This is a genomic window from Yoonia sp. SWMV100 (genome assembly GCF_056108365.1).
Window position 1 is genome coordinate 158997 of the sequence record NZ_JBWBAQ010000005.1, and the last position, 17923, is coordinate 176919.

A 17923-nucleotide genomic window follows, 5' to 3' on the forward strand; every position below is an offset into this window, starting at 1 on the left:
CGCTGTTGCTACGCAATGCGCCCCGCCCGCCATCCCGAAGGCAGCGATGCCGGGATATTTGGGCGATAATGAACCGAGGGCTTAAGGCAAACGCGCGCGCAGCACCCGCACCATGTTGCCGCCCATGATTTTACCGATTTGGTCGTCCGATAGTCCGGTATCAAGCAGGGCTTGCGTCACCGCCGCCAGTTCTGATGTGTCAAACGTTGTGACCACCGATCCGTCAAAATCTGATCCCAGTGAAACGTGGTCTTCCCCGACCAGCGCAATCGCGCCTTTGATCGTTGCGGCAATCCCGGCGGGGCTGTCGTCGCAGGTCACATCCGCCCAGTAGCCGATACCGATGACGCCGCCCGTGGCGGCAATGGCCTGCATCAGGTCATCCGGAAAGTTGCGTTTGACCGGGCAGACGCCGTGGATGCCGGTGTGGCTAACGACAAGGGGCATGTCTGTCATGGCGATTACATCGCGCACGACCTGCTCTGAAGAGTGCGCAAGGTCGAGAACCAGCGACCGCTGCGCGACTGCAGTTACGACGCTGCGCCCGAAATCGGTCAGCCCGTGGTTGCCAGTGCCGTGCAGTGATCCGCCCAGTTCATTGTCAAAAAAGTGTTGCAGCGCGATCAGCCGATACCCTGCGGCCTCGATTGTGTCGAGGTTGGCGAGGTCGCCTTCAAGGGGGTGCGCGCCTTCGATGCCGAGGATGCCGCCGACAACCTGCTGCCCGTTCGCCTTGTCTGTCAGAAGTTGGTCAAGATCGGCGCGAGACAGGATAACACGTAACTGTCCGTCAGATTTAGCGGCAAACGCGTGTAGGCGTTCCGCCTGATAAAGGGCGCGTTCGCGCAGGCTGGACCATGTCCGCGGTGGCCATAACTGCCCGATCACAAGGGGTGTGATATTATCAAAAGCGTCATCGCTGTTTTCATCATAGTTTTGCCCAGCCGGGCTTTTGGTGACAGCAGTGAAAACCTGAACGGTGACATTACCGGACAGAAGGCGTGGTACGTCAACCTGCCCGCGTGTCCCGCGATCCAGCAGATTGCGGTTCCAAAGCAGGCTGTCGGCATGCCAGTCGCCGATAATCAGCCGGTTGTGCAGCGCCTGTGCTTGCGGGCTGATGGTGTAGGGCGCATGGTCGGCCACGGCATTGCGTCCTTTTTCGACATAGCCGGGGCCGACGGTCAAAATTGCGACGACGGCCAGGACCGCAACGCCGAGAAGGATTTTAACAAAGCGCCGCATAACGCGTTCCTAAATCTGGTTCAGCAGATCGACGGTCGGCCATGCATCGGCTGGCAGACCCAAACGCTGCTGTTCTGCCTGTACGGCCTCGCGGGTTTTTGCCCCCAAAATGCCGTCGATGCCGCCAACGTCATAACCGCGCGCAGTGAGTTTCTGTTGCAGTTGCTGCATTTGCTGACCTGACAGTGACGGACTGGGGTTGCCGGCGTTATAAGCAGGCGCCCCGTCGAGCCGGGTGGCGAAATAGGCGGCGGTTGTCACGTAAACAAAGCTTTTGTTCCATTCGAAATAGACGTCGAAGTTGGGGTAGGCGAGGAAGGCTGGCCCGTTACGTCCCATCGGTAACAGGACCGATGCCTTCAGGTTTGCTGGGCCAAGCGCGCCAGAGCGCGGGGTGACACCTGCATTTGCCCAGTCGCGCACGCTTGCCTTGTGGTTCAAACCTGTTTGCGCCCAGTCCAGATTGGCGGGCAAAATGACCTCTTGCAGCCATGGTTCATTCGGGCGCCAGCCAAGTGAGGAGAGCACATTTGCCCCGGACATCAGTGCATCAGGCGCTGAGGTTTTCAGTGTCACGTGACCGTCGCCGTCACCGTCCATCCCGCGTTCGATGATGTCGCGCGGCAGCATCTGAACTTGCCCGATTTCACCGGCCCATGCGCCGGTCGTATTCACCGGGTCCATATCGCCGCGTTGAAACAATTCCATCGCGGCCAGCAGTTGCGGGCGGAAAAGGTCGGGGCGGCGGCAATCATGCGCCAGCGTCAACAGCGCGTTCCGGGTATTAAAGTTGCCTTGGACCTGTCCGAAATCGGTCTCGAAGGCCCAAAACGCAAGCAGCACGCCGCGCGGAATGCCAAAGCGGGATTCGATCGTGCGGAAGGTGCTGTCGTAGCGTTGACTGTAGGTGGCGCCGTTGCTGACGCGGTTTTGGCTGATTAAAGCGCGCGAAAATTCAAGGAAATCTTTCTGAAAGACACCTTGGGATCTGTCGGCGTTCAACACCGATTGTTCAATTTGTGCGCCTTGAAAGAAACGATCGGCGTTGGTGGCAGAAATGCCATTTGCCCGCGCTTCGGCTTTGACGCCGTCGATAAAGCTGTTGACGGGGCCACCACAGGTTTGGGCGGTGGCGGTGCTGGCAAAAAACATCAGGGCAAGGGCTGCGCGCATCGTGATCTCCTATGGGTTGCGCGCAGGTTAACAGCGGTGGCGCGTGGCGCAAGGCTTGTTAGTGTTTTGGGTGTCGGATCAAAAAATACCCGGCTGCGATGGCCAGACAGGTTGTCGTCAACAGCCAGCCCCAGTCGCTGACCCAGAGTGTGAGCGCGTCAAGACGGGTGGCGAAAATGTAACCAAGCATCACGTAGCCTATCACCCAGATTGCTTCGCCGAGCGCGTCCCAGAGCAAGAACCGCCAGACGTTCAGCCGGGCAGCGCCTGCTGCAAAATTGACCCATGGCCCCAGCGGGGCGGCGGCCCATGTGCTAAAGAAAACACCGATGCTTCCCCAGCGGTCCACAACATGTTGCGCGCGTGCGAATAGCGCGGCGCGGTTGGGCCGGCTTGCCAGTGCGCGATCCAGCCACCTTCCGCCCAAACGCCCCAGCTGAAACCCCGTTTGATCACCCGCGATTGCCGCAAGGTAGGCCACGCTGAGCACCTGCCAAAGCACCAGATCGCCCGCCGCCGCAAAGGCCCCGCCTGCAAGCATGACAGCAAACGTCGGGATCGGGATGGCGAGGCAGGAAAAATAGGCAGATGCGCCAATGACCAACAGCCCCCACGTGGCCACAAGCCCAAAGAAAATCTCAGTCACTTTGGTGGTCCTTAAAGTCGGCGATTGCGGTTTCAAGGTCGGTGATGAGCGCCTGAGTGGTAATGTTTTGTTCTGCAGCCAGATCGGCAATACTGACTTTGCGGTGGGGTGCGTTGGGGTCAAGATGAAGAAGTTGGCCGATAATTTCTGGCGGAACATGCTGCGACATGCTGACATAGCGGGGCGACATCCATCCGGCGATTGGCTCGGGCGGGTGATCCTGCCAATTGCGCGACGCGTGGGCCAGCCGCATTCCGAAAATCGCCGCACCGAGCAGCGCGATTGCCACGACCGCTATCAAGATGCGGCGCAGGGTGCGGATCTGACTTGCGGATAACGCGTGGCGGTGTTTGGGCATAGCGCGACCTCCTTGGTGCCTGCGGGAACCTTAAGGGGGGCGCGGGTTGAAAGCCACCAACAAGCGGATCCATGAGCAATTTGAAACCGCGTTTAAAGCGCGCGCAGGATCAGTAGGATCGTCGCAAGGCCCAGCGCAGCGGCCCATGTTTTCCACAATGTTGTGATGGCCTGATCGATGTGGTCGGGTGTCAGGTCGTGCATGCCCTGCGCGTTGACATAAGGAAAGTCGCGCATGACCCCGTCATAGCTGCGCGGCCCGCTCAGGGCGATATCGCAGCCATAAGCCATTGCCGCCTCGGGCCAGCCGGCGTTCGGGGATCTGTGCAGGGGGGCATCGCGCAAGATCGGCTGCGGGTTGGGGCAACTGCTGACCGCCCAAATCAGCAACGCCGTCAGCCGGGCCGGGATCAGGTTGAGCAGATCGTCAAACCGTGCGGCCGCCCACCCGAATTGTGCGTGCTTTGGCGTGAGGTAGCCGATCATGCTATCCGCCGTATTGGTGATTTTATAGATCAGCAGACCCGGAAGCCCCCCGATCGCAAACCAAAAGATCGGTGCTATGACGCCGTCCGACAGGTTCTCGGCCGCGCTTTCGATTGCTGACCTTGCGACGGCGCTGGCGTCCATGTCTTTGGTGTCGCGGCTGACGATCATCCGCACCGCGCGTTTGCCATCGCCCAGCGACAGCCGCAGCCCGTCACCCACGGCCTGAACATGTTGCACCAAGGATTTTTGCGCCAAAAGGACGGCAAGAACCACTGTGTCAACGATCGTTGTGGGAAGCGACTGCAAAGCAAGGCCCAGCACCCCCGCCCAGATCACAAGAACGAGCAGGACGGCAATGCCATTGCGCCCCAGATGATCGCCGGTGTTGAATGTTGCGTCACACCACCCGATCAACCGCCCCATCAGCACCGCCGGGTGCGGCAGACGCGACCAGAGCCAGCGCGGTTCGCCGAACACCGCGTCTAAAAGCATGCCCAACACAAGCGTCAAAATGCGGCTTCTAACTGTGCCCAGCGGGCAGGGGCGGGCAGGCCAAGGCGGAGCCAGTCGGGCGCATACGGAAAGGTGCGGGACCAAACGTGGCTTTGCGCCAGATGGGCTTGGGCAGCGGCCGCGTCTTTGACTTTATATAGTCGAAAGAGAGTAGTGCCTCCGATCACCTCGGCGCCTTGCGCGGTCAGCAATGCATCAAGTCTTGCTGCATCTTTTTGCAGCCTCGCGCGTGTCTGATCTGCCCACAGCGGGTCTGAAAGTGCCTCTGCCCCGATCGCCAAAGCGGGGCCAGAGATTTGCCATGGTCCCAGCAAATCGGCGAGTTTGTTTATGATCGCGGGATCCCCGATGGCAAAACCAAGCCGCAGCCCGGCGAGGCCCCAGAATTTCCCAAAGCTTTTGAGAATCACAGTGCCGGGGCGGCTCGCAAGATGGATCAGCGATTGATCCGGCGCGACATCGCCAAAGCTTTCGTCGATGATTGTCAACGGCGCAGTCAGGTCGGACGCATCCCACAGCAACCCGTCCGGGTTATTGGGATGCACAGCGACCATCGCATCCGGCGTGCTGTCGTCGCGGGTCCAGCCTGCGGCCTGAAATGCTGCGCCATGTTCGTTGTAAGTGGGGCCGGGGATATGCACAGTGCCCCGGTACTGCGTGTGTGGCAGCGCCGCGATAATTGCAGATGCGCCCGCTGCGCCAATGATGGCGGCACCTTGCGGGACGTTCCAGAAACTGCGTGCCAGATCATAAAGGCGCGAAAATGCAGCGTGATCAGGCAGCGCCGCCCATGCGTCATCTGCAAGGCGTGGCATTGGATAAGGTAGCGGGTTGATACCGGTGGACAGATCAAGCCAGTCAGCGCGCGTGCCGCCATATGTTCCGATTGCGGCATCAATGCCGCCGCCATGATCGCGTTTCTGTGTCATTCTGTTTCCGGTAATGGGGGATGACGCGTCACAAAATGCCCTTTGATGGCCGCTGGCCAGTCACGATAGGGCACTTGGCCAGACGGGCTTTCGCTATGGGCCAGCGCATATGTGACGATCCCAGCCGCCGCATCCATCGACGGCTCGAACGCACCCAGCGTATAGTTCAATTTACCTTTGCCCTGAATTGCAATGTTGCACCCCTGTTTGCACCCCATCAGGCACGACACCCGACGCGTTTTGACATGCGACAATCCTGTGGCCGCGGCCTCGATCAATGTGGCAAGCGACTCACCATCAGTTTGCGCCATATCGCCGGCCTCCCAGCCGTCGCGTTTACAGGTGTCGCAGATGGTAATCCAAGTTGTCATGTTTTTGCCCCGTGTTTCCGACCGCCTTTCAAGCGGATTCTTGCCGGTTACACAAGGTTTAGCACCGTTAACTATCTTTTGGGATAGGTGTGATCCCGTGTTAACGTTTCGTTAGGATTTTGGGCAGAGTTGTGTTGAAGCGCGGTTAACCTTAACCAAACATACCGAACCAAACTGCACATATTTGAAACGCCGGAGCCGACATGCACGTCTTGATCGCACAGAGCAATAGTTACTTGGGGGACCTGTGGAAGCGTCACCTTGAACGGTTGAACGCGCAGGTCACAGTCGTTCAGACCGGCGACGAAGCTGTGCTGCAACTCGAAACTGCGTCTTTTGACGTTATCGTTCTTGATCTGGTTTTACGTGAAGGCAGTGCCTTGGCCGTGGCTGACGTGGCGCAGTACCGCCAGCCCGAAGCGAATGTCGTGTTTGTCACCGACACGACATTTTTTTCCGACGGGTCCATTTTCAGCCACAGCCCCAACGCCCGTGCATTTATCGAGACTGCGACCCCGCCATCAGACCTTGCCGCAATCGTCGAACATTACGGGCAGCCTAGCTCCGGCCGTGTGGGGCGTTAAAATCGATCTGCGGATTGATTGGCAGGATGCGATTCGGGTTAATCATATCGTGGCTATAGTGATAATGCCGCACGATATGGTCCAAATTCACAGTCTCTGACACGCCCGGCCACTGATATAGTTCACGGGTGAACCCCATCAGGTTTGGATAATCCAGGATCCGCTTGCGGTTACATTTGAAGTGCAGGTGGTAGACGTTGTCGAACCGTATCAGGGTAGTCCACAGGCGCCAGTCGGCCTCGGTGATTGTGTCGCCTGTGAGGTAGCGATTTTTACCCAACAGATCTTCAAGCCAGTCAAGGCTGTCGAAAAGCGGATATATCGCATCGTTATAGGCGTCTTGCGATGTTGCAAAGCCCGCTTTGTAGACGCCGTTGTTGACAGTGTCGTAGACCCGCTGATTGACCTGCGCGATCTCGTCGTGCAGGTTTTCCGGCCAATAATCATCTGTATTGCCGGTGATATCGTTGAACGCACTGTTCAGCATGCGGATAATCTCAGCCGATTCATTCGACACGATGGTCCCGCGCTGTTTGTCCCACAAGATAGGGACGGTCACACGGCCCGAAATTTTTGAGTCTGCTTTCAGATAGATATCGCGCGCGAAAGGTAGCCCAAACAGCGTGTCGCCGGTTGTCCCTTCAAAGTCCGTATCAAACGTCCAACCGTCAGACAGCATATCAGGGTGCACGACAGATACACTGATATGGTCGGTAAGACCTTTAATTGCCCGAAAGATCAGCGTCCGGTGTGCCCACGGACATGCATACGAAACATATAGGTGGTAACGCCCGCTTTCGGCGGCAAAGCCGTCTGTTCCAGATGGCCCGGCACTGCCGTCAGGAGTGACCCAGTTGCGAAAGGCTGTCGTTGTCCGGACAAATTTACCGCCAGATTTTTTCGTGTCGTACCATGCGTCATCCCAGACACCATCGATTAGTTGGCCCATGATAGCCTCCTTTTGTTTGCTTATGTTGTAGGTAGCGCATGATTGCTTGCGAACAAACCGGCTTGCGGGCGCAGTCAGCGTGCGATTACGCACATAGCGCAAATATGCCGCTGCGGCTGCGACGGACGCCGGACCGCGACGCGGTCATTTTCCATGTCAAACGGTCAAAGGTGGCCGGCTTTTGGGCTAGATTCGGGGTGGATACAGCGGTTGGCAGCACTGGGCAGTCCAACACGCGAATTTTGTTAATTTTGATCCGTGTGCATCATTTTGGGGGATGCCAATGTCGCTGTGGCCAATACGACCTTTGGCGGTGGTGTCGGATAACTGTTTGCTCCCCGGCGCACAGGCCCTTATACGACTCGGCAGACGAAGCCCATTCAGGGCCAGAACGGTTGGAGGCGCTGCGGTTGACCCAAAAAGGGGACCAAAGCACCGCGTCGTCGCATCCCGCAGCTGTGGGGTCTCTGGTCGTGAACCGAAACGGAGATGAAAGATGCGCTACCTTCTTACCCTCATTTTGATGCTCACGGGATCAGTTGCCGCTGCACACCCCGGCCATTGGGCCGACGCTGCCGGACACGATCATTGGATCGCCGGGGTGGCGATTGGTTTGGCCGGGCTTGCGGCAATCTGGGGCGCGCTAAAAGGCAAGAAGGCCGAAGAAGACGTGGCCGCCGACGAAGACCTGGAAGAAGAGCCCGCATGAAAACCGGCGTCATGATCTGTGGCCACGGGTCGCGCAGCCAATCCGCAGTGGACGAGTTTGCGACCTTGGCTGAAAAATTACCCGCATATCTGCCCGCGGATTGGATGACTGATTACGGCTATCTGGAATTCGCCAACCCGGTGATCCGGGACGGGTTGGACCGTTTACGGGACGCAGGTTGCGACCGCATTTTTGCCGTGCCGGGTATGCTGTTTGCAGCGATGCACGCCAAAAATGACATTCCGACTGTTCTGAACACCTACGCGGCACGGCATGGGATTTCTGTGAATTATGGTCGTGAACTGGGCGTTGACCCGAAAATGATCGCTGCCGCTGCCGGTCGTGTGCAAGAAGCCGTCGATAAAGCGAACGCAGAGCTGGGCCACCTGCCGTTGACCGAAACATGTCTGGTTGTTATCGGGCGCGGCGCGTCTGACCCGGATGCGAACGGCAACGTGTCCAAAGTCGCCCGCATGCTCCAAGAGGGGATGGGGTTTGGCTGGTGCGAGGTCGGCTATTCCGGCGTTACCTTCCCACTGGTTGAACCATGCCTGCAGCACGTGGCGCTTTTGCCGTACAACCGTGTCATTGTGTTTCCGTATTTTCTGTTCTCGGGAATCCTGATTGACCGGATCTACGGCTTTACCGATCAGGTCGCGGCGCAACACCCAAGCATCCAATTCGTCAAAGCTGGCTATCTTGGCGATCACCCAAAGGTGCTTGAAACCTTTGCCGAACGGATCATGGAACAAGACAGCGCAACACCACCGCCAAACTGTGGCGTTTGCGGCTATCGCAGTCAGGTGCTGGCACTTGATCATGGCGAAACCCGTCAGATCAGCGCCGACGATCGCAATCATCCGGCCTTTGGGGCCGTGCCACCACCCACGTGTGTGCTGTGTAAATACCGCGTCCAAGTGATCGGGTTCGAAGGCGAAGTTGGCGCGATCCAGGAAAGCCACCACCACCACGTTGAAGGCCAAGGCGCGAATGCGCCGGGGTCAAACGTGGCGGACTGTGCGCTTTGTGATACCTTTTGCACCGGGCTTTGCCGCTTGAAGGCGGTTGATCATGCGCACCACCATCATCACCACCACGACCATGACCACCAAGTGCATCATCACCACCATGATGATCATACCCACGACCATGATCACCATCACGCAGTCTATCCTCATGCAAAACACCCGCATGGGCCGGAAAGTGCACGTAAGTCCGCCAAACCCTAACGCTCGCTTTGGTCGAAATACTCCCGCCGGAGGCTCCGACCTATGCATCCCATCCGAAAGGCCCGCCGTTGCGTCCCTACGAAAAAGACCCAAAAGCGATCTATGCGCAAAGCTTTGCCACCGTGCGGGCAGAAGCGCGATTAGACCGTTTCGCTGCGGATATGAGGCCGCTGATCACGCGGCTGATCCACGCTTGCGGCATGGTCGAAGTTGCGGATCGCCTGGCGTATTCGGCGGACGCTTTTGCAGCGGGCCGTGCGGCTTTGCGCGCGGGGGCTCCTGTGTTGTGTGATTGCGAAATGGTGGGGGCCGGAATAATCCGCCGCTATCTTCCTGCCGGGAACGAGGTGATCGTGACCTTGAATGACCCTGCGGTGCCGGACTTGGCGCACAAGATCGCGAACACGCGGTCGGCCGCGGCGGTAGACCTGTGGCAAGACAGATTAGATGGTGCCGTGGTTGCCATCGGCAATGCGCCAACAGCGCTGTTCCATCTTTTGGAACTGCTGGATGCGGGCGCACCCAAGCCTGCGGTGATCCTTGGGTTTCCTGTTGGATTTGTTGGCGCGGCTGAAAGCAAGGCCGAGCTTGCCAGCAATCCGCGCGGATGTGATTTTGTGGCCCTGCGTGGGCGACGTGGCGGGTCGGCGATGGCGTCGGCTGCGGTAAATGCATTGGCAGCGGGGTTGCCTGAAGATGTCTGATCCTTGGCTCCATATTGTTGGTATCGGCGAAGACGGGCTGGACGGCTTGGTGCCGGCGACCCGCGCCGTGGTCGAAGCGGCAGAGGTGATTTTGGGCGGTGACCGCCACCATGCGCTGGCGTCTAACCCAGAGGCAGAGCGGATCGCGTGGCCATCACCGTTTGACGCGATGATCACAACCATCCGCGGTTTGCGCGGGCGACGGGCCGTTGTACTGGTCACGGGCGACCCGCTGTGGTTTTCGGTCGGTGCGCGGATCGGACGGGCGATTGACCCCGCAGAGATTGTCTATCACCCGCAACTGTCGGCGTTTCAATTGGCTGCCGCCCGGATGGGTTGGTCGCTGCCCGATGTTGAAACGCTCACGGTGCATGGCCGCCCGGTGGAACAGATGATCGCGTTTATCCAGCCCGACGCGCGGTTATTGGTATTGACGACGGGTGCTGACACGCCGGCACAGATTGCGCGTTTCCTAGCAGACCGCGGTTTTGGTCAATCCAAGATGACGGTGCTTGCCGCGATGGGTGGGAAGGACGAGGCGCGCTTTGATGGCACTGCCGAGACCTGGGATCATGTTGTGCCTGCATTCAATACGCTGGCAGTTGATTGTATTGCCGCGCCCGATGCCGCGCTGTTACCGCGTGTGCCAGGGCTGGCGGATCACCTGTTCCAGTCGGACGGAACAATGACCAAGCAAGAAGTCCGCGCTGCGACGTTGGCCAAACTGATGCCGATGCGTGGCGCGCTGCTGTGGGATATCGGGTGCGGGTCCGGCTCTGTTGCCATCGAATGGATGCGCGCCGCCCGTTATGCGCGCGCCGTCGGGATTGAGCCGCGCGCGGATCGTCGCGCGATGGCCGCGGCAAATGCCCTGGCGCTTGGTGCGCCGAAGCTGGAATTGATTGATGGGACAGTGCCAGCTGCGCTGGACGGTCTGGACGCGCCCGATGCGATCTTTATTGGCGGTGGCCTGAGCCGCGCGACGTTCGAGGCGGCATGGGCCGCTTTGCGCCCGCTTGGCCGTTTGGTGGCAAATGCGGTGACGCTGGAAAGCGAAGCAGAGCTGATTGCCCTTCATCAGGTGTATGGCGGGGATCTGGTGAAGCTATCGGTGCATCGTGCCGAACCTGTGGGTCGCCTGACCGCTTGGCGTCCGTCGATGCCGGTGACCCAGTGGAGCCTTGTGAAAAGATGATTTTTTGCCTCCGGCGGGAGTATTTTGACCAAAGCGAGGGTCGGTTTTGACTGGTGTTTTATACGGTGTGGGCCTTGGCCCAGGTGCGCCGGATCTGATCACGCTGCGGGCAGCCCGTTTGATTGAAGGCGCGCAGGTCGTGGCCTATCCGACACTGGCAGGTGCCGCGAGCTTTGCCCGGTCGATTGCCGCCGATTTGATTGCGCCCGGTGCGCAAGAGATCGTCATGGACGTTCCGATGTCGGTGGAGCGTGCCCCGGCGCAAGCGGCCTATGATGCGGGGGCTGCCCAGATTGGGGCCGCCTTGGATGCAGGGCATGATGTTGTTTGCTTGTGCGAAGGCGACCCGTTTTTCTATGGGTCGTTCATGTATTTGTTTGCCCGCTTGTCGGGACGATATCAGGTCGAGGTTGTCCCCGGCGTGACGTCGATCACGGCCTGTGCTGCGCGGGCGGGTATGCCGCTGGCCGCGCGCAATGAGCGGCTGACAGTGCTTCCCGGGCCGTTGTCCGAAGCTGCACTGCGTGAACGGATTGCGGGCGCCGAGAGCGTGGCAATCATGAAAGTGGGGCGCCACCTTCCCAAAATTCGCGCGGTGATTGACGCGCTGGGCCTGACGGCCAACGCGGTCTATGTGGAGCGCGCGACCTTGCCAGACGAGGTCGTGTTGCCGCTTGCGCAGGCCCCCGAGAAGGCGCCGTATTTTTCGATGATTTTGTTAACGAAAGGGGCCGATCCATGGCTTTGAACCCCGTTGTAATGGCCCTGTCACGGTCAGGCGAAGCGACCGCGCACCGCGTTGCCGGCGTAATTGGTGCGCAGGTGCATGGTCGCGAAGGGCGTGTCGACCGAGCTGATGCATTTTTTCCAAACGCCTTGGATCATGCGCGGGATTTATTTGCGGCGGGTATCCCGGTGATCGGAGTCTGCGCCTCGGGGATATTGATCCGTGCAGTGGCGCCATTGCTGGCAGATAAAACGACCGAACCGCCTGTGATATCGGTGTCGGACGATGGCGCGGTTGTTGTGCCTTTGTTGGGGGGGCATCGGGGGGCAAACCGTTTGGCCGCCCAAATTGCGGATGCATTGGGCGCAGTTGCTGCCGTGACGACCGCAGGCGATGTGGCGTTGGGCGTGGCGCTGGATGCCCCGCCTGCAGGCTGGCGTCTGGTAAATCCGTGGCATGCGAAAGAGGCAATGGCGATCATGTTGTCGGGTGCCGGTGCGCGGCTGGAAGGTCCGATGGCGGGCGACGCTGCATGGCTTCATACGCTGCCGCACGGCGATGGTTTACGCATTACATGTTCCGTTGGCCGCGTGGGGAATCTGGGCCCGGATCATATCCAGTTTGCGCCACAGCGTTACACGTTGGGGGTTGGGTGCGCGCGCAACTGTCCGACCGATGAAATGGCAGCGCTTGTGGCTGACGGTTTGGCCGAGGCCGGCATCATTGCAGAGGCGTTACATTCGGTAAACACACTGACCTTGAAAGCCGACGAACCCGCGATCATCGCCTTGGCTGAAAATTTTGGTGTGCCTTTGCGTGTCTTCGAAGCATCGGCGCTGGAGGCAGAGACGCCGCGCTTGATGAATCCGTCCGATATCGTTTTTGCCGAGGTTGGCACCCACGGTGTTTGCGAGGCAGCTGCTTTGGCGCAGGCGGGTGCAGCGCAATTGCGTTTGCCCAAGCGAAAGTCGGCGAATGCGACATGTGCCTTGGCGCTTGCGGACGCACCGATCACGGTTTTGGGTGGCCGTTCCCGTGGTCGGCTGTCGATTGTCGGGATCGGGCCGGGACAGGCGGCGTGGCGCACACCAGAGGTGTCGCGGCTGGTGTCCGAGGCTGAAGAACTTGTCGGTTACGGGCTGTATATCGATTTGCTGGGTCCATTGGCCATCGGCAAGGACCGGTCTGATTTCCCGTTGGGCGGCGAAGAAGACCGCTGTCGCTATGCACTGGAACAGGCGGGCAAGGGCAAGAACGTCGCGCTGGTCTGTTCGGGCGATGCCGGTATCTACGCCATGGGGGCGCTGGTGTTCGAACTGTTGGATCGCGGCCCTGACGCGATGGGCGTGTCTGACGCTGCCCGTCGGATCGACGTGGTTTGTTCGCCGGGGGTCAGTGCGCTGCAAGGGGCCGCCGCACGTGCCGGCGCACCGCTTGGCCATGACTTTTGTGCGATATCTTTGTCAGATTTGTTGACGCCTCGCGACGATATCATCAAGCGGCTTAAAGCCGCCGCAGAAGGCGACTTTGTGATTGCTTTCTATAATCCCGTCTCGATGCGCCGGCGCACGCTGTTGGCCGAGGCGCGCGAGATCCTGTTGCAGCACCGTCCTGCCGATACGCCTGTGATGTTGGCATCCTCGCTTGGTCGGCCGGAAGAATATGTGCGTTATCGCCGGCTTGACGAATTGCAGGTGGATGAAGTCGACATGCTGACCGTGGTTTTAATCGGGTCTTCGCATTCGCGTTTGGCGCAGTTGGGCACCGGCCCACGGATGTATACGCCGCGCGGCTATGCGCGCAAGATTGACGGAGACTTGGCAGGTGGTTGATTTTTGCGCCGCAAGCAGGACAAATTGGGGACATCGGAAATGACAGTTTACTTTATTGGGGCAGGCCCCGGCGACCCCGAGTTGTTGACGCTGAAAGCGGCGCGCCTCATTGGGGCGTGTCCGGTGTGTTTATACGCAGGTTCGCTGGTGCCCGAGGCGGTTGTTGCCTGTGCGCCCGCAGGCGCGCAGGTGATGGATACCGCGCCGATGAACCTTGATGAAACCCACGCGATTATTCTGGCGGCGCATCGCGCTGGCCAAGACGTTGCAAGGGTGCATTCTGGTGATCCCTCACTTTATGGCGCGATTGCCGAACAAATCAGGCGGCTGAAGGCAGATGGAATTGATTACCAGATCATTCCGGGTGTCCCTGCCTACGCCGCCGCTGCCGCCGCATTGGGTACCGAACTCACGGTGCCCGAGGTGGCGCAATCGATCATCCTGACGCGCATGTCGATGAAATCTACCGGAATGCCCGCAGGTGAGACGCTAGAGAATTTTGCCCGAACAGGCGCGACACTGGCGATTCATCTGGGTATTCGCGCCCTACGCGAGATCGAACGGCAACTTGCCCCCTATTATGGCGAGGATTGCCCTGTCGCGGTTGTGTACCGCGTTGGCTGGCCGGACCAGATGATCATTCGTGGGACGTTGATGGATGTGCGCGAAAAAGTGCGGGCGGCAAAGATTACGCGGACGGCTTTGATTTTGGTCGGTCCTGCCTTGTCCGATTCGCATGGGTTTCCCGATTCCGCACTTTATGACGCCACCAAACCCCATGTTTTGCGGCCTCGTGTGAAATCTGAAAGCTAATCGCTGAATTCGTTACTTGATGTTTACCAATCATCCGTCATGCTAGGTGTATGACTGGAGGGGTCGATATGTACGAATTTTTGCCAGAAGCTGTGCGACTTGGGCTTGAGGAGGCGCGTAAATCTGCGCTCAAGCGCAAGGACCGTCTGTCGGTGCATGACGGCGATGACACCCACCGGATCCGCCGGTTTTGGGATGGTGGTTTCGCCCTTGATTTAGAGGGATCGGATCGGCTGCGCGGACACGTGAACATCTATGATGGACCAAAGCATTTGTATCAATGTCTGGTCGTGTCGTCGGTGGTTGAAGATAATGAACGGGTATTTGAATTCAAATGGCTGCGCCCTGTCACCGACCGTCCGGCGGCGGATTACGCAGAGCCGGAGTTCACCCCGGCAGCGCTGATCGAACAGTAGGTTCGACAGGATAACCGCGCAAATTATAGAAATTGGCGGACAAGGCATCATTGCATTGTCCGCTATTTGTGGCCGTCCGAAACGTCGTTGACGGATAAGTTTGATCAAAAGTAACCCGTCGGCACCGCGTGTCGATTGGGCGACGCCCGGCGTAGTGTACCATGCCGGGCGTTTCCGTATGCCGTGCCGTCGGTTTTATCGCGTCTGGGCGACTGTGTCTTCGACCAGATCATACAGTTCTTGTGCGGGAAGCCCGAGCGCGTTGTTTTCTTCCACCCATTTCGCAACGGCGGGGCCAGCAACGGTTTCTTTGATCGAGTCGATGATTTGCTGGTTGATTGTCAATTCCATGATCCCCTTGTCACGAAGCGCGGGAAGCCATGCGTCCATTGTTTCGCCGTTGTAAAAGGCGATGTAATAATCAAGCGCCTCGTCGACAGAGGAAAGCAGGGCCTCGCGGTTTTCAGGGCTTAGGGAGTCAAGCGCATCAGTATTGACCGCCACTGGACAGTTTACCGTGCCGGGGTTCAGGTTTGTTGTCCACCATGTCCCGCCTTCGATGGTGCCGAAAGACATATGCGCATGCGGTGCAAAGCTGACCGCATCGACGAATCCGGTTTCCATCGCGCGCCGTACGTCGGTCGCGCCAACGTTGGAAATGACGCCACCCAAAGACGCGATCGCGTCACCGATCCCGCCGGTTGCACGCACATTCATCCCTTGGAAATCCGCCAAGGATGTCGGCGGAAAACCTGTCCCGATCAGATTGTACTGGGGCAAAGGGGAAGGCATCAACAATGTCGCATTCCACCGCGCCATGTCACCTTGCACCGCAGGATGCTGATAGACCGCCATGGAAACGGCAACTTCTTGTTCGAGAGAACCGACACCCAGGAACGGCAGTTCAAGCACCGTCAGTGACGGGTTTTTTTCGGGGTGATAGCCCGCGCAGAACTGCGCCATTTCAAAACTGCCGGCCTGCAGTCCGTCGAGGTTTTCGTTGCTGTCCGACAGCCCGCCGTAAGACAGGTTCAGGGTGAAATCACCGTCCGTCTTCTCAGAAACCAGCTCTGCGAGCTTTTCGACGTGTTCGGTGAATGCACGGCGGTTTCCCCAAAGCGAAACATCCCATGCGACCGGGCCTGTTTCCAAGCTGGGACAGCCATCGCCGATGCATTCAACCTGATCGGCGGTGACGCGAAGCGGACCAAAAACTGATTCGATCACATAGCTGTTGTTTTCAAACGCGATCAGCTTGCCGGTAATGTCGACCGCTCCGTCAGTCGATCGCAGGGTAATTTCCTGCGCGTTTGCTAGCGTTGGCGTTAACAGCGTTGAACCCGAAAGGATCGCGCATGTCAGAAAACGTTTAAATGTCTTGGTTGGTATACCCATCAAACTACCTATAATTTTTTGCCGTTTTTTCGCGCCCGAGGTGGGCGAATGTTTCGAAATAAACGACAATACTCCATCCCTACTTAAATTAAAGGATTTAGGGGCCAATTTAGACTAAAACGTGACGGAACGGTGATTAAAATTCAATCAGTTTAAAAACTTTTCGTTATCTCACACAGGAAGGATGGTCGACGACTGGTGATTGATTTGTGCTGCGGCTGGCCCTAGCATTTTCTAGGCAACGATGGCGTCGTTGTGATTCCCATCATTTGTCCTGAACGCCGGGACCTTTTCACGAGGGTCTATCATGACTGCACGTCCGCAATTTTACCGTTTTCATCAGGGGGCTGAAATACTTCCCTTCGCGCCGTCAGAGTATGAGGCGCGCCTTGCCGGATTGCGCCTGATTATGGCGCAGCGCGGTATCCACGCCGCCGTTTTCACGTCGATGCACAATATCGCGTATTATTCGGGGTTTTTGTATTGCAGCTTTGGTCGCCCATACGGGTTGGTTGTCACGCAGACTGATAGCGTGACGATCAGTGCGGGGATTGATGCCGGGCAGCCGTGGCGCAGGTGTCATGGCGATAACATCACCTATACCGACTGGGAGCGGGACAATTACTGGCGCGCAATTCTGTCGGTCACGGGGACAGCCAAACACCTTGGTTATGAGGCGGACCATCTAACGCTAGTGCAATATGAGAAGTTGAAATCATTCCTGTCGCCTGCACAGACGACAGACATTGCGCCCCAGACCATGCGCCAGCGGATGCATAAATCCCCGGCTGAACTGGATCTGATCCGCGCGGGTGCCGCTGTGGCGGATGTGGGTGGCTATGCCATTCGCGATGCGATTAAACCCGGTGTCCGCGAGATTGACGTCGCCATGGCGGGCCGTGACGCGATGGAGCTGGAAATCGCGAAACGCTATCCAGATGCGGAATACCGCGATACATGGGTCTGGTTTCAGTCCGGGATCAACACTGATGGCGCCCATAACCCCGTGACGGGTCGTGTATTAAAACATGGCGATATTTTGTCGTTGAATACGTTTCCGATGATCAGCGGGTATTACACCGCGCTTGAGCGGACGTTGTTTTTGGGCGAAGTGGACGCGGCAAGCTTGAAAATTTGGGAGGCAAACATCGCAGCCCACGCATATGGCATGTCGTTGCTGGTGCCGGGGGCAAGCTGTGCGGACGTGACCGCCAAGATCAACGCGTTCTTCGAAGAGCGTGATCTGTTGCAATACCGCACGTTTGGCTATGGCCATTCGTTTGGCGTACTGTCGCATTATTATGGCCGCGAGGCGGGGCTAGAGCTGCGCGAAGACATCGACACAGTGCTGGAACCGGGCATGGTGATTTCGATGGAGCCGATGCTGACGATCGCCAAGGGTGATCCGGGGGCGGGCGGTTACCGCGAGCATGATATTTTGTTTGTTACAGAATCGGGGAACGAAGACGTGACGCGGTATCCGTACGGGCCGGATTTTAACATCATCGGCTGAAATTCGCCGATGTTCGAACCTTATTTGCAGAAAAATCTATCTGGGGTTGCGGCCCTTGCAAGCGTTTCAATGCCTAGCTTTATTATTCGCCGTTCTTGTTCGGGGTAAAAAAAGAAAGGTGGAAAACAATTCCT

The 17923-nt window shown here is 58.3% G+C and carries 19 protein-coding genes; 10 read left to right on the top strand and 9 right to left on the bottom strand.

What is annotated here, in order from left to right; all coding sequences use genetic code 11:
* Positions 1-81: 81 nt before the first annotated feature.
* From ACXJGX_RS12860 to ACXJGX_RS12890, 7 genes are all read right to left on the bottom strand, one after another.
* A complete protein-coding gene (locus tag ACXJGX_RS12860) occupies positions 82-1245 on the bottom strand; it encodes a dipeptidase (protein ID WP_474782288.1) in 1164 nt (387 codons plus the stop codon).
* Between the two features lie 9 nt (positions 1246-1254).
* Positions 1255-2418, bottom strand: a complete 1164-nt coding sequence (locus tag ACXJGX_RS12865; protein WP_474782290.1) for a lytic murein transglycosylase — start codon at positions 2416-2418, stop codon at positions 1255-1257.
* Positions 2419-2476: 58 nt separating this feature from the next.
* Positions 2477-3064: a DedA family protein gene (locus ACXJGX_RS12870; RefSeq protein ID WP_474782292.1), complete on the bottom strand. Its 588-nt coding sequence runs from the start codon at positions 3062-3064 to the stop codon at positions 2477-2479.
* Positions 3057-3422 (bottom strand): hypothetical protein, encoded by a 366-nt coding sequence (locus ACXJGX_RS12875; protein WP_474782294.1) that lies wholly within the window; start codon positions 3420-3422, stop codon positions 3057-3059. The genes ACXJGX_RS12870 and ACXJGX_RS12875 overlap by 8 nt, the downstream gene beginning before the upstream one ends.
* Positions 3423-3514: 92 nt before the next feature.
* On the bottom strand, positions 3515-4402 hold the full coding sequence (cbiB, locus tag ACXJGX_RS12880) for an adenosylcobinamide-phosphate synthase CbiB (RefSeq protein ID WP_474782296.1): 888 nt from the start codon (positions 4400-4402) through the stop codon (positions 3515-3517).
* A gap of 14 nt (positions 4403-4416) precedes the next feature.
* Positions 4417-5352, bottom strand: a complete 936-nt coding sequence (locus tag ACXJGX_RS12885) for an aminotransferase class I/II-fold pyridoxal phosphate-dependent enzyme (protein WP_474782298.1) — start codon at positions 5350-5352, stop codon at positions 4417-4419.
* A complete protein-coding gene (locus ACXJGX_RS12890; protein ID WP_474782300.1) occupies positions 5349-5723 on the bottom strand; it encodes a DUF1636 family protein in 375 nt (124 codons plus the stop codon). The genes ACXJGX_RS12885 and ACXJGX_RS12890 overlap by 4 nt, the downstream gene beginning before the upstream one ends.
* Positions 5724-5926: 203 nt before the next feature.
* On the opposite strand from ACXJGX_RS12890, the gene ACXJGX_RS12895 reads away from it, so the two are divergent.
* The gene (locus ACXJGX_RS12895; RefSeq protein ID WP_474782302.1) at positions 5927-6307 is read left to right on the top strand and encodes a hypothetical protein; all 381 of its coding nucleotides are present in this window, start codon (positions 5927-5929) and stop codon (positions 6305-6307) included.
* Here the strand turns inward: ACXJGX_RS12895 and ACXJGX_RS12900 are convergent.
* Positions 6282-7256, bottom strand: coding sequence for a glutathione S-transferase family protein (locus ACXJGX_RS12900; RefSeq protein WP_474782303.1), 975 nt, complete (start codon positions 7254-7256; stop codon positions 6282-6284). The two genes, ACXJGX_RS12895 and ACXJGX_RS12900, sit on opposite strands and share 26 nt — an antisense overlap.
* Before the next feature lie 496 nt (positions 7257-7752).
* Between ACXJGX_RS12900 and ACXJGX_RS12905 the strand changes: the two genes are divergently transcribed.
* From ACXJGX_RS12905 to ACXJGX_RS12940, 8 genes are all read left to right on the top strand, one after another.
* Entirely contained in the window at positions 7753-7965 is a 213-nt protein-coding gene (locus tag ACXJGX_RS12905) for a DUF6732 family protein (protein WP_474782305.1), read from the top strand.
* The gene (locus ACXJGX_RS12910) at positions 7962-9194 is read left to right on the top strand and encodes a sirohydrochlorin chelatase (protein ID WP_474782307.1); all 1233 of its coding nucleotides are present in this window, start codon (positions 7962-7964) and stop codon (positions 9192-9194) included. The genes ACXJGX_RS12905 and ACXJGX_RS12910 overlap by 4 nt, the downstream gene beginning before the upstream one ends.
* Positions 9195-9262: 68 nt before the next feature.
* The gene (locus ACXJGX_RS12915; protein WP_474782309.1) at positions 9263-9898 is read left to right on the top strand and encodes a precorrin-8X methylmutase; all 636 of its coding nucleotides are present in this window, start codon (positions 9263-9265) and stop codon (positions 9896-9898) included.
* Positions 9891-11093: a precorrin-6y C5,15-methyltransferase (decarboxylating) subunit CbiE gene (cbiE, locus tag ACXJGX_RS12920; protein WP_474782311.1), complete on the top strand. Its 1203-nt coding sequence runs from the start codon at positions 9891-9893 to the stop codon at positions 11091-11093. Before ACXJGX_RS12915 ends, cbiE begins: the two co-directional genes overlap by 8 nt.
* Before the next feature lie 46 nt (positions 11094-11139).
* The gene (gene cobI, locus ACXJGX_RS12925) at positions 11140-11841 is read left to right on the top strand and encodes a precorrin-2 C(20)-methyltransferase (protein WP_474782313.1); all 702 of its coding nucleotides are present in this window, start codon (positions 11140-11142) and stop codon (positions 11839-11841) included.
* The gene (gene cobJ / locus ACXJGX_RS12930; protein ID WP_474782315.1) at positions 11832-13652 is read left to right on the top strand and encodes a precorrin-3B C(17)-methyltransferase; all 1821 of its coding nucleotides are present in this window, start codon (positions 11832-11834) and stop codon (positions 13650-13652) included. The genes cobI and cobJ overlap by 10 nt, the downstream gene beginning before the upstream one ends.
* Before the next feature lie 39 nt (positions 13653-13691).
* Positions 13692-14465 carry a precorrin-4 C(11)-methyltransferase gene (gene cobM, locus ACXJGX_RS12935; RefSeq protein WP_474782317.1) on the top strand — a complete coding sequence of 258 codons (774 nt, stop codon included), beginning with the start codon at positions 13692-13694 and terminating at the stop codon, positions 14463-14465.
* Positions 14466-14515: 50 nt separating this feature from the next.
* Positions 14516-14881 carry a hypothetical protein gene (locus tag ACXJGX_RS12940; protein ID WP_474782319.1) on the top strand — a complete coding sequence of 122 codons (366 nt, stop codon included), beginning with the start codon at positions 14516-14518 and terminating at the stop codon, positions 14879-14881.
* 195 nt (positions 14882-15076) lie between these two features.
* On the opposite strand, the gene ACXJGX_RS12945 is transcribed toward ACXJGX_RS12940, so the two are convergent.
* Positions 15077-16276 carry a C4-dicarboxylate TRAP transporter substrate-binding protein gene (locus ACXJGX_RS12945; RefSeq protein ID WP_474782321.1) on the bottom strand — a complete coding sequence of 400 codons (1200 nt, stop codon included), beginning with the start codon at positions 16274-16276 and terminating at the stop codon, positions 15077-15079.
* A gap of 307 nt (positions 16277-16583) precedes the next feature.
* Here ACXJGX_RS12945 and ACXJGX_RS12950 point away from each other — a divergent pair, with 307 nt between their 5' ends.
* Positions 16584-17789 carry an aminopeptidase P family protein gene (locus ACXJGX_RS12950; protein WP_474782323.1) on the top strand — a complete coding sequence of 402 codons (1206 nt, stop codon included), beginning with the start codon at positions 16584-16586 and terminating at the stop codon, positions 17787-17789.
* Positions 17790-17923 lie beyond the last annotated feature (134 nt).

Coding starts and splice junctions, on each gene's coding strand:
- ACXJGX_RS12875 (WP_474782294.1), bottom strand. CDS start 3,422: ATGCCCAAACACCGCCACGCGTTATCCGCAAGTCAGATCCGCACCCTG.
- cobM (WP_474782317.1), top strand. CDS start 13,692: ATGACAGTTTACTTTATTGGGGCAGGCCCCGGCGACCCCGAGTTGTTG.
- cbiB (WP_474782296.1), bottom strand. CDS start 4,402: ATGCTTTTAGACGCGGTGTTCGGCGAACCGCGCTGGCTCTGGTCGCGT.
- ACXJGX_RS12910 (WP_474782307.1), top strand. CDS start 7,962: ATGAAAACCGGCGTCATGATCTGTGGCCACGGGTCGCGCAGCCAATCC.
- ACXJGX_RS12905 (WP_474782305.1), top strand. CDS start 7,753: ATGCGCTACCTTCTTACCCTCATTTTGATGCTCACGGGATCAGTTGCC.
- ACXJGX_RS12940 (WP_474782319.1), top strand. CDS start 14,516: ATGACTGGAGGGGTCGATATGTACGAATTTTTGCCAGAAGCTGTGCGA.
- ACXJGX_RS12900 (WP_474782303.1), bottom strand. CDS start 7,256: ATGGGCCAACTAATCGATGGTGTCTGGGATGACGCATGGTACGACACG.
- cobJ (WP_474782315.1), top strand. CDS start 11,832: ATGGCTTTGAACCCCGTTGTAATGGCCCTGTCACGGTCAGGCGAAGCG.
- ACXJGX_RS12950 (WP_474782323.1), top strand. CDS start 16,584: ATGACTGCACGTCCGCAATTTTACCGTTTTCATCAGGGGGCTGAAATA.
- cbiE (WP_474782311.1), top strand. CDS start 9,891: ATGTCTGATCCTTGGCTCCATATTGTTGGTATCGGCGAAGACGGGCTG.
- ACXJGX_RS12945 (WP_474782321.1), bottom strand. CDS start 16,276: ATGGGTATACCAACCAAGACATTTAAACGTTTTCTGACATGCGCGATC.
- ACXJGX_RS12865 (WP_474782290.1), bottom strand. CDS start 2,418: ATGCGCGCAGCCCTTGCCCTGATGTTTTTTGCCAGCACCGCCACCGCC.
- ACXJGX_RS12890 (WP_474782300.1), bottom strand. CDS start 5,723: ATGACAACTTGGATTACCATCTGCGACACCTGTAAACGCGACGGCTGG.
- ACXJGX_RS12860 (WP_474782288.1), bottom strand. CDS start 1,245: ATGCGGCGCTTTGTTAAAATCCTTCTCGGCGTTGCGGTCCTGGCCGTC.
- ACXJGX_RS12895 (WP_474782302.1), top strand. CDS start 5,927: ATGCACGTCTTGATCGCACAGAGCAATAGTTACTTGGGGGACCTGTGG.
- ACXJGX_RS12885 (WP_474782298.1), bottom strand. CDS start 5,352: ATGACACAGAAACGCGATCATGGCGGCGGCATTGATGCCGCAATCGGA.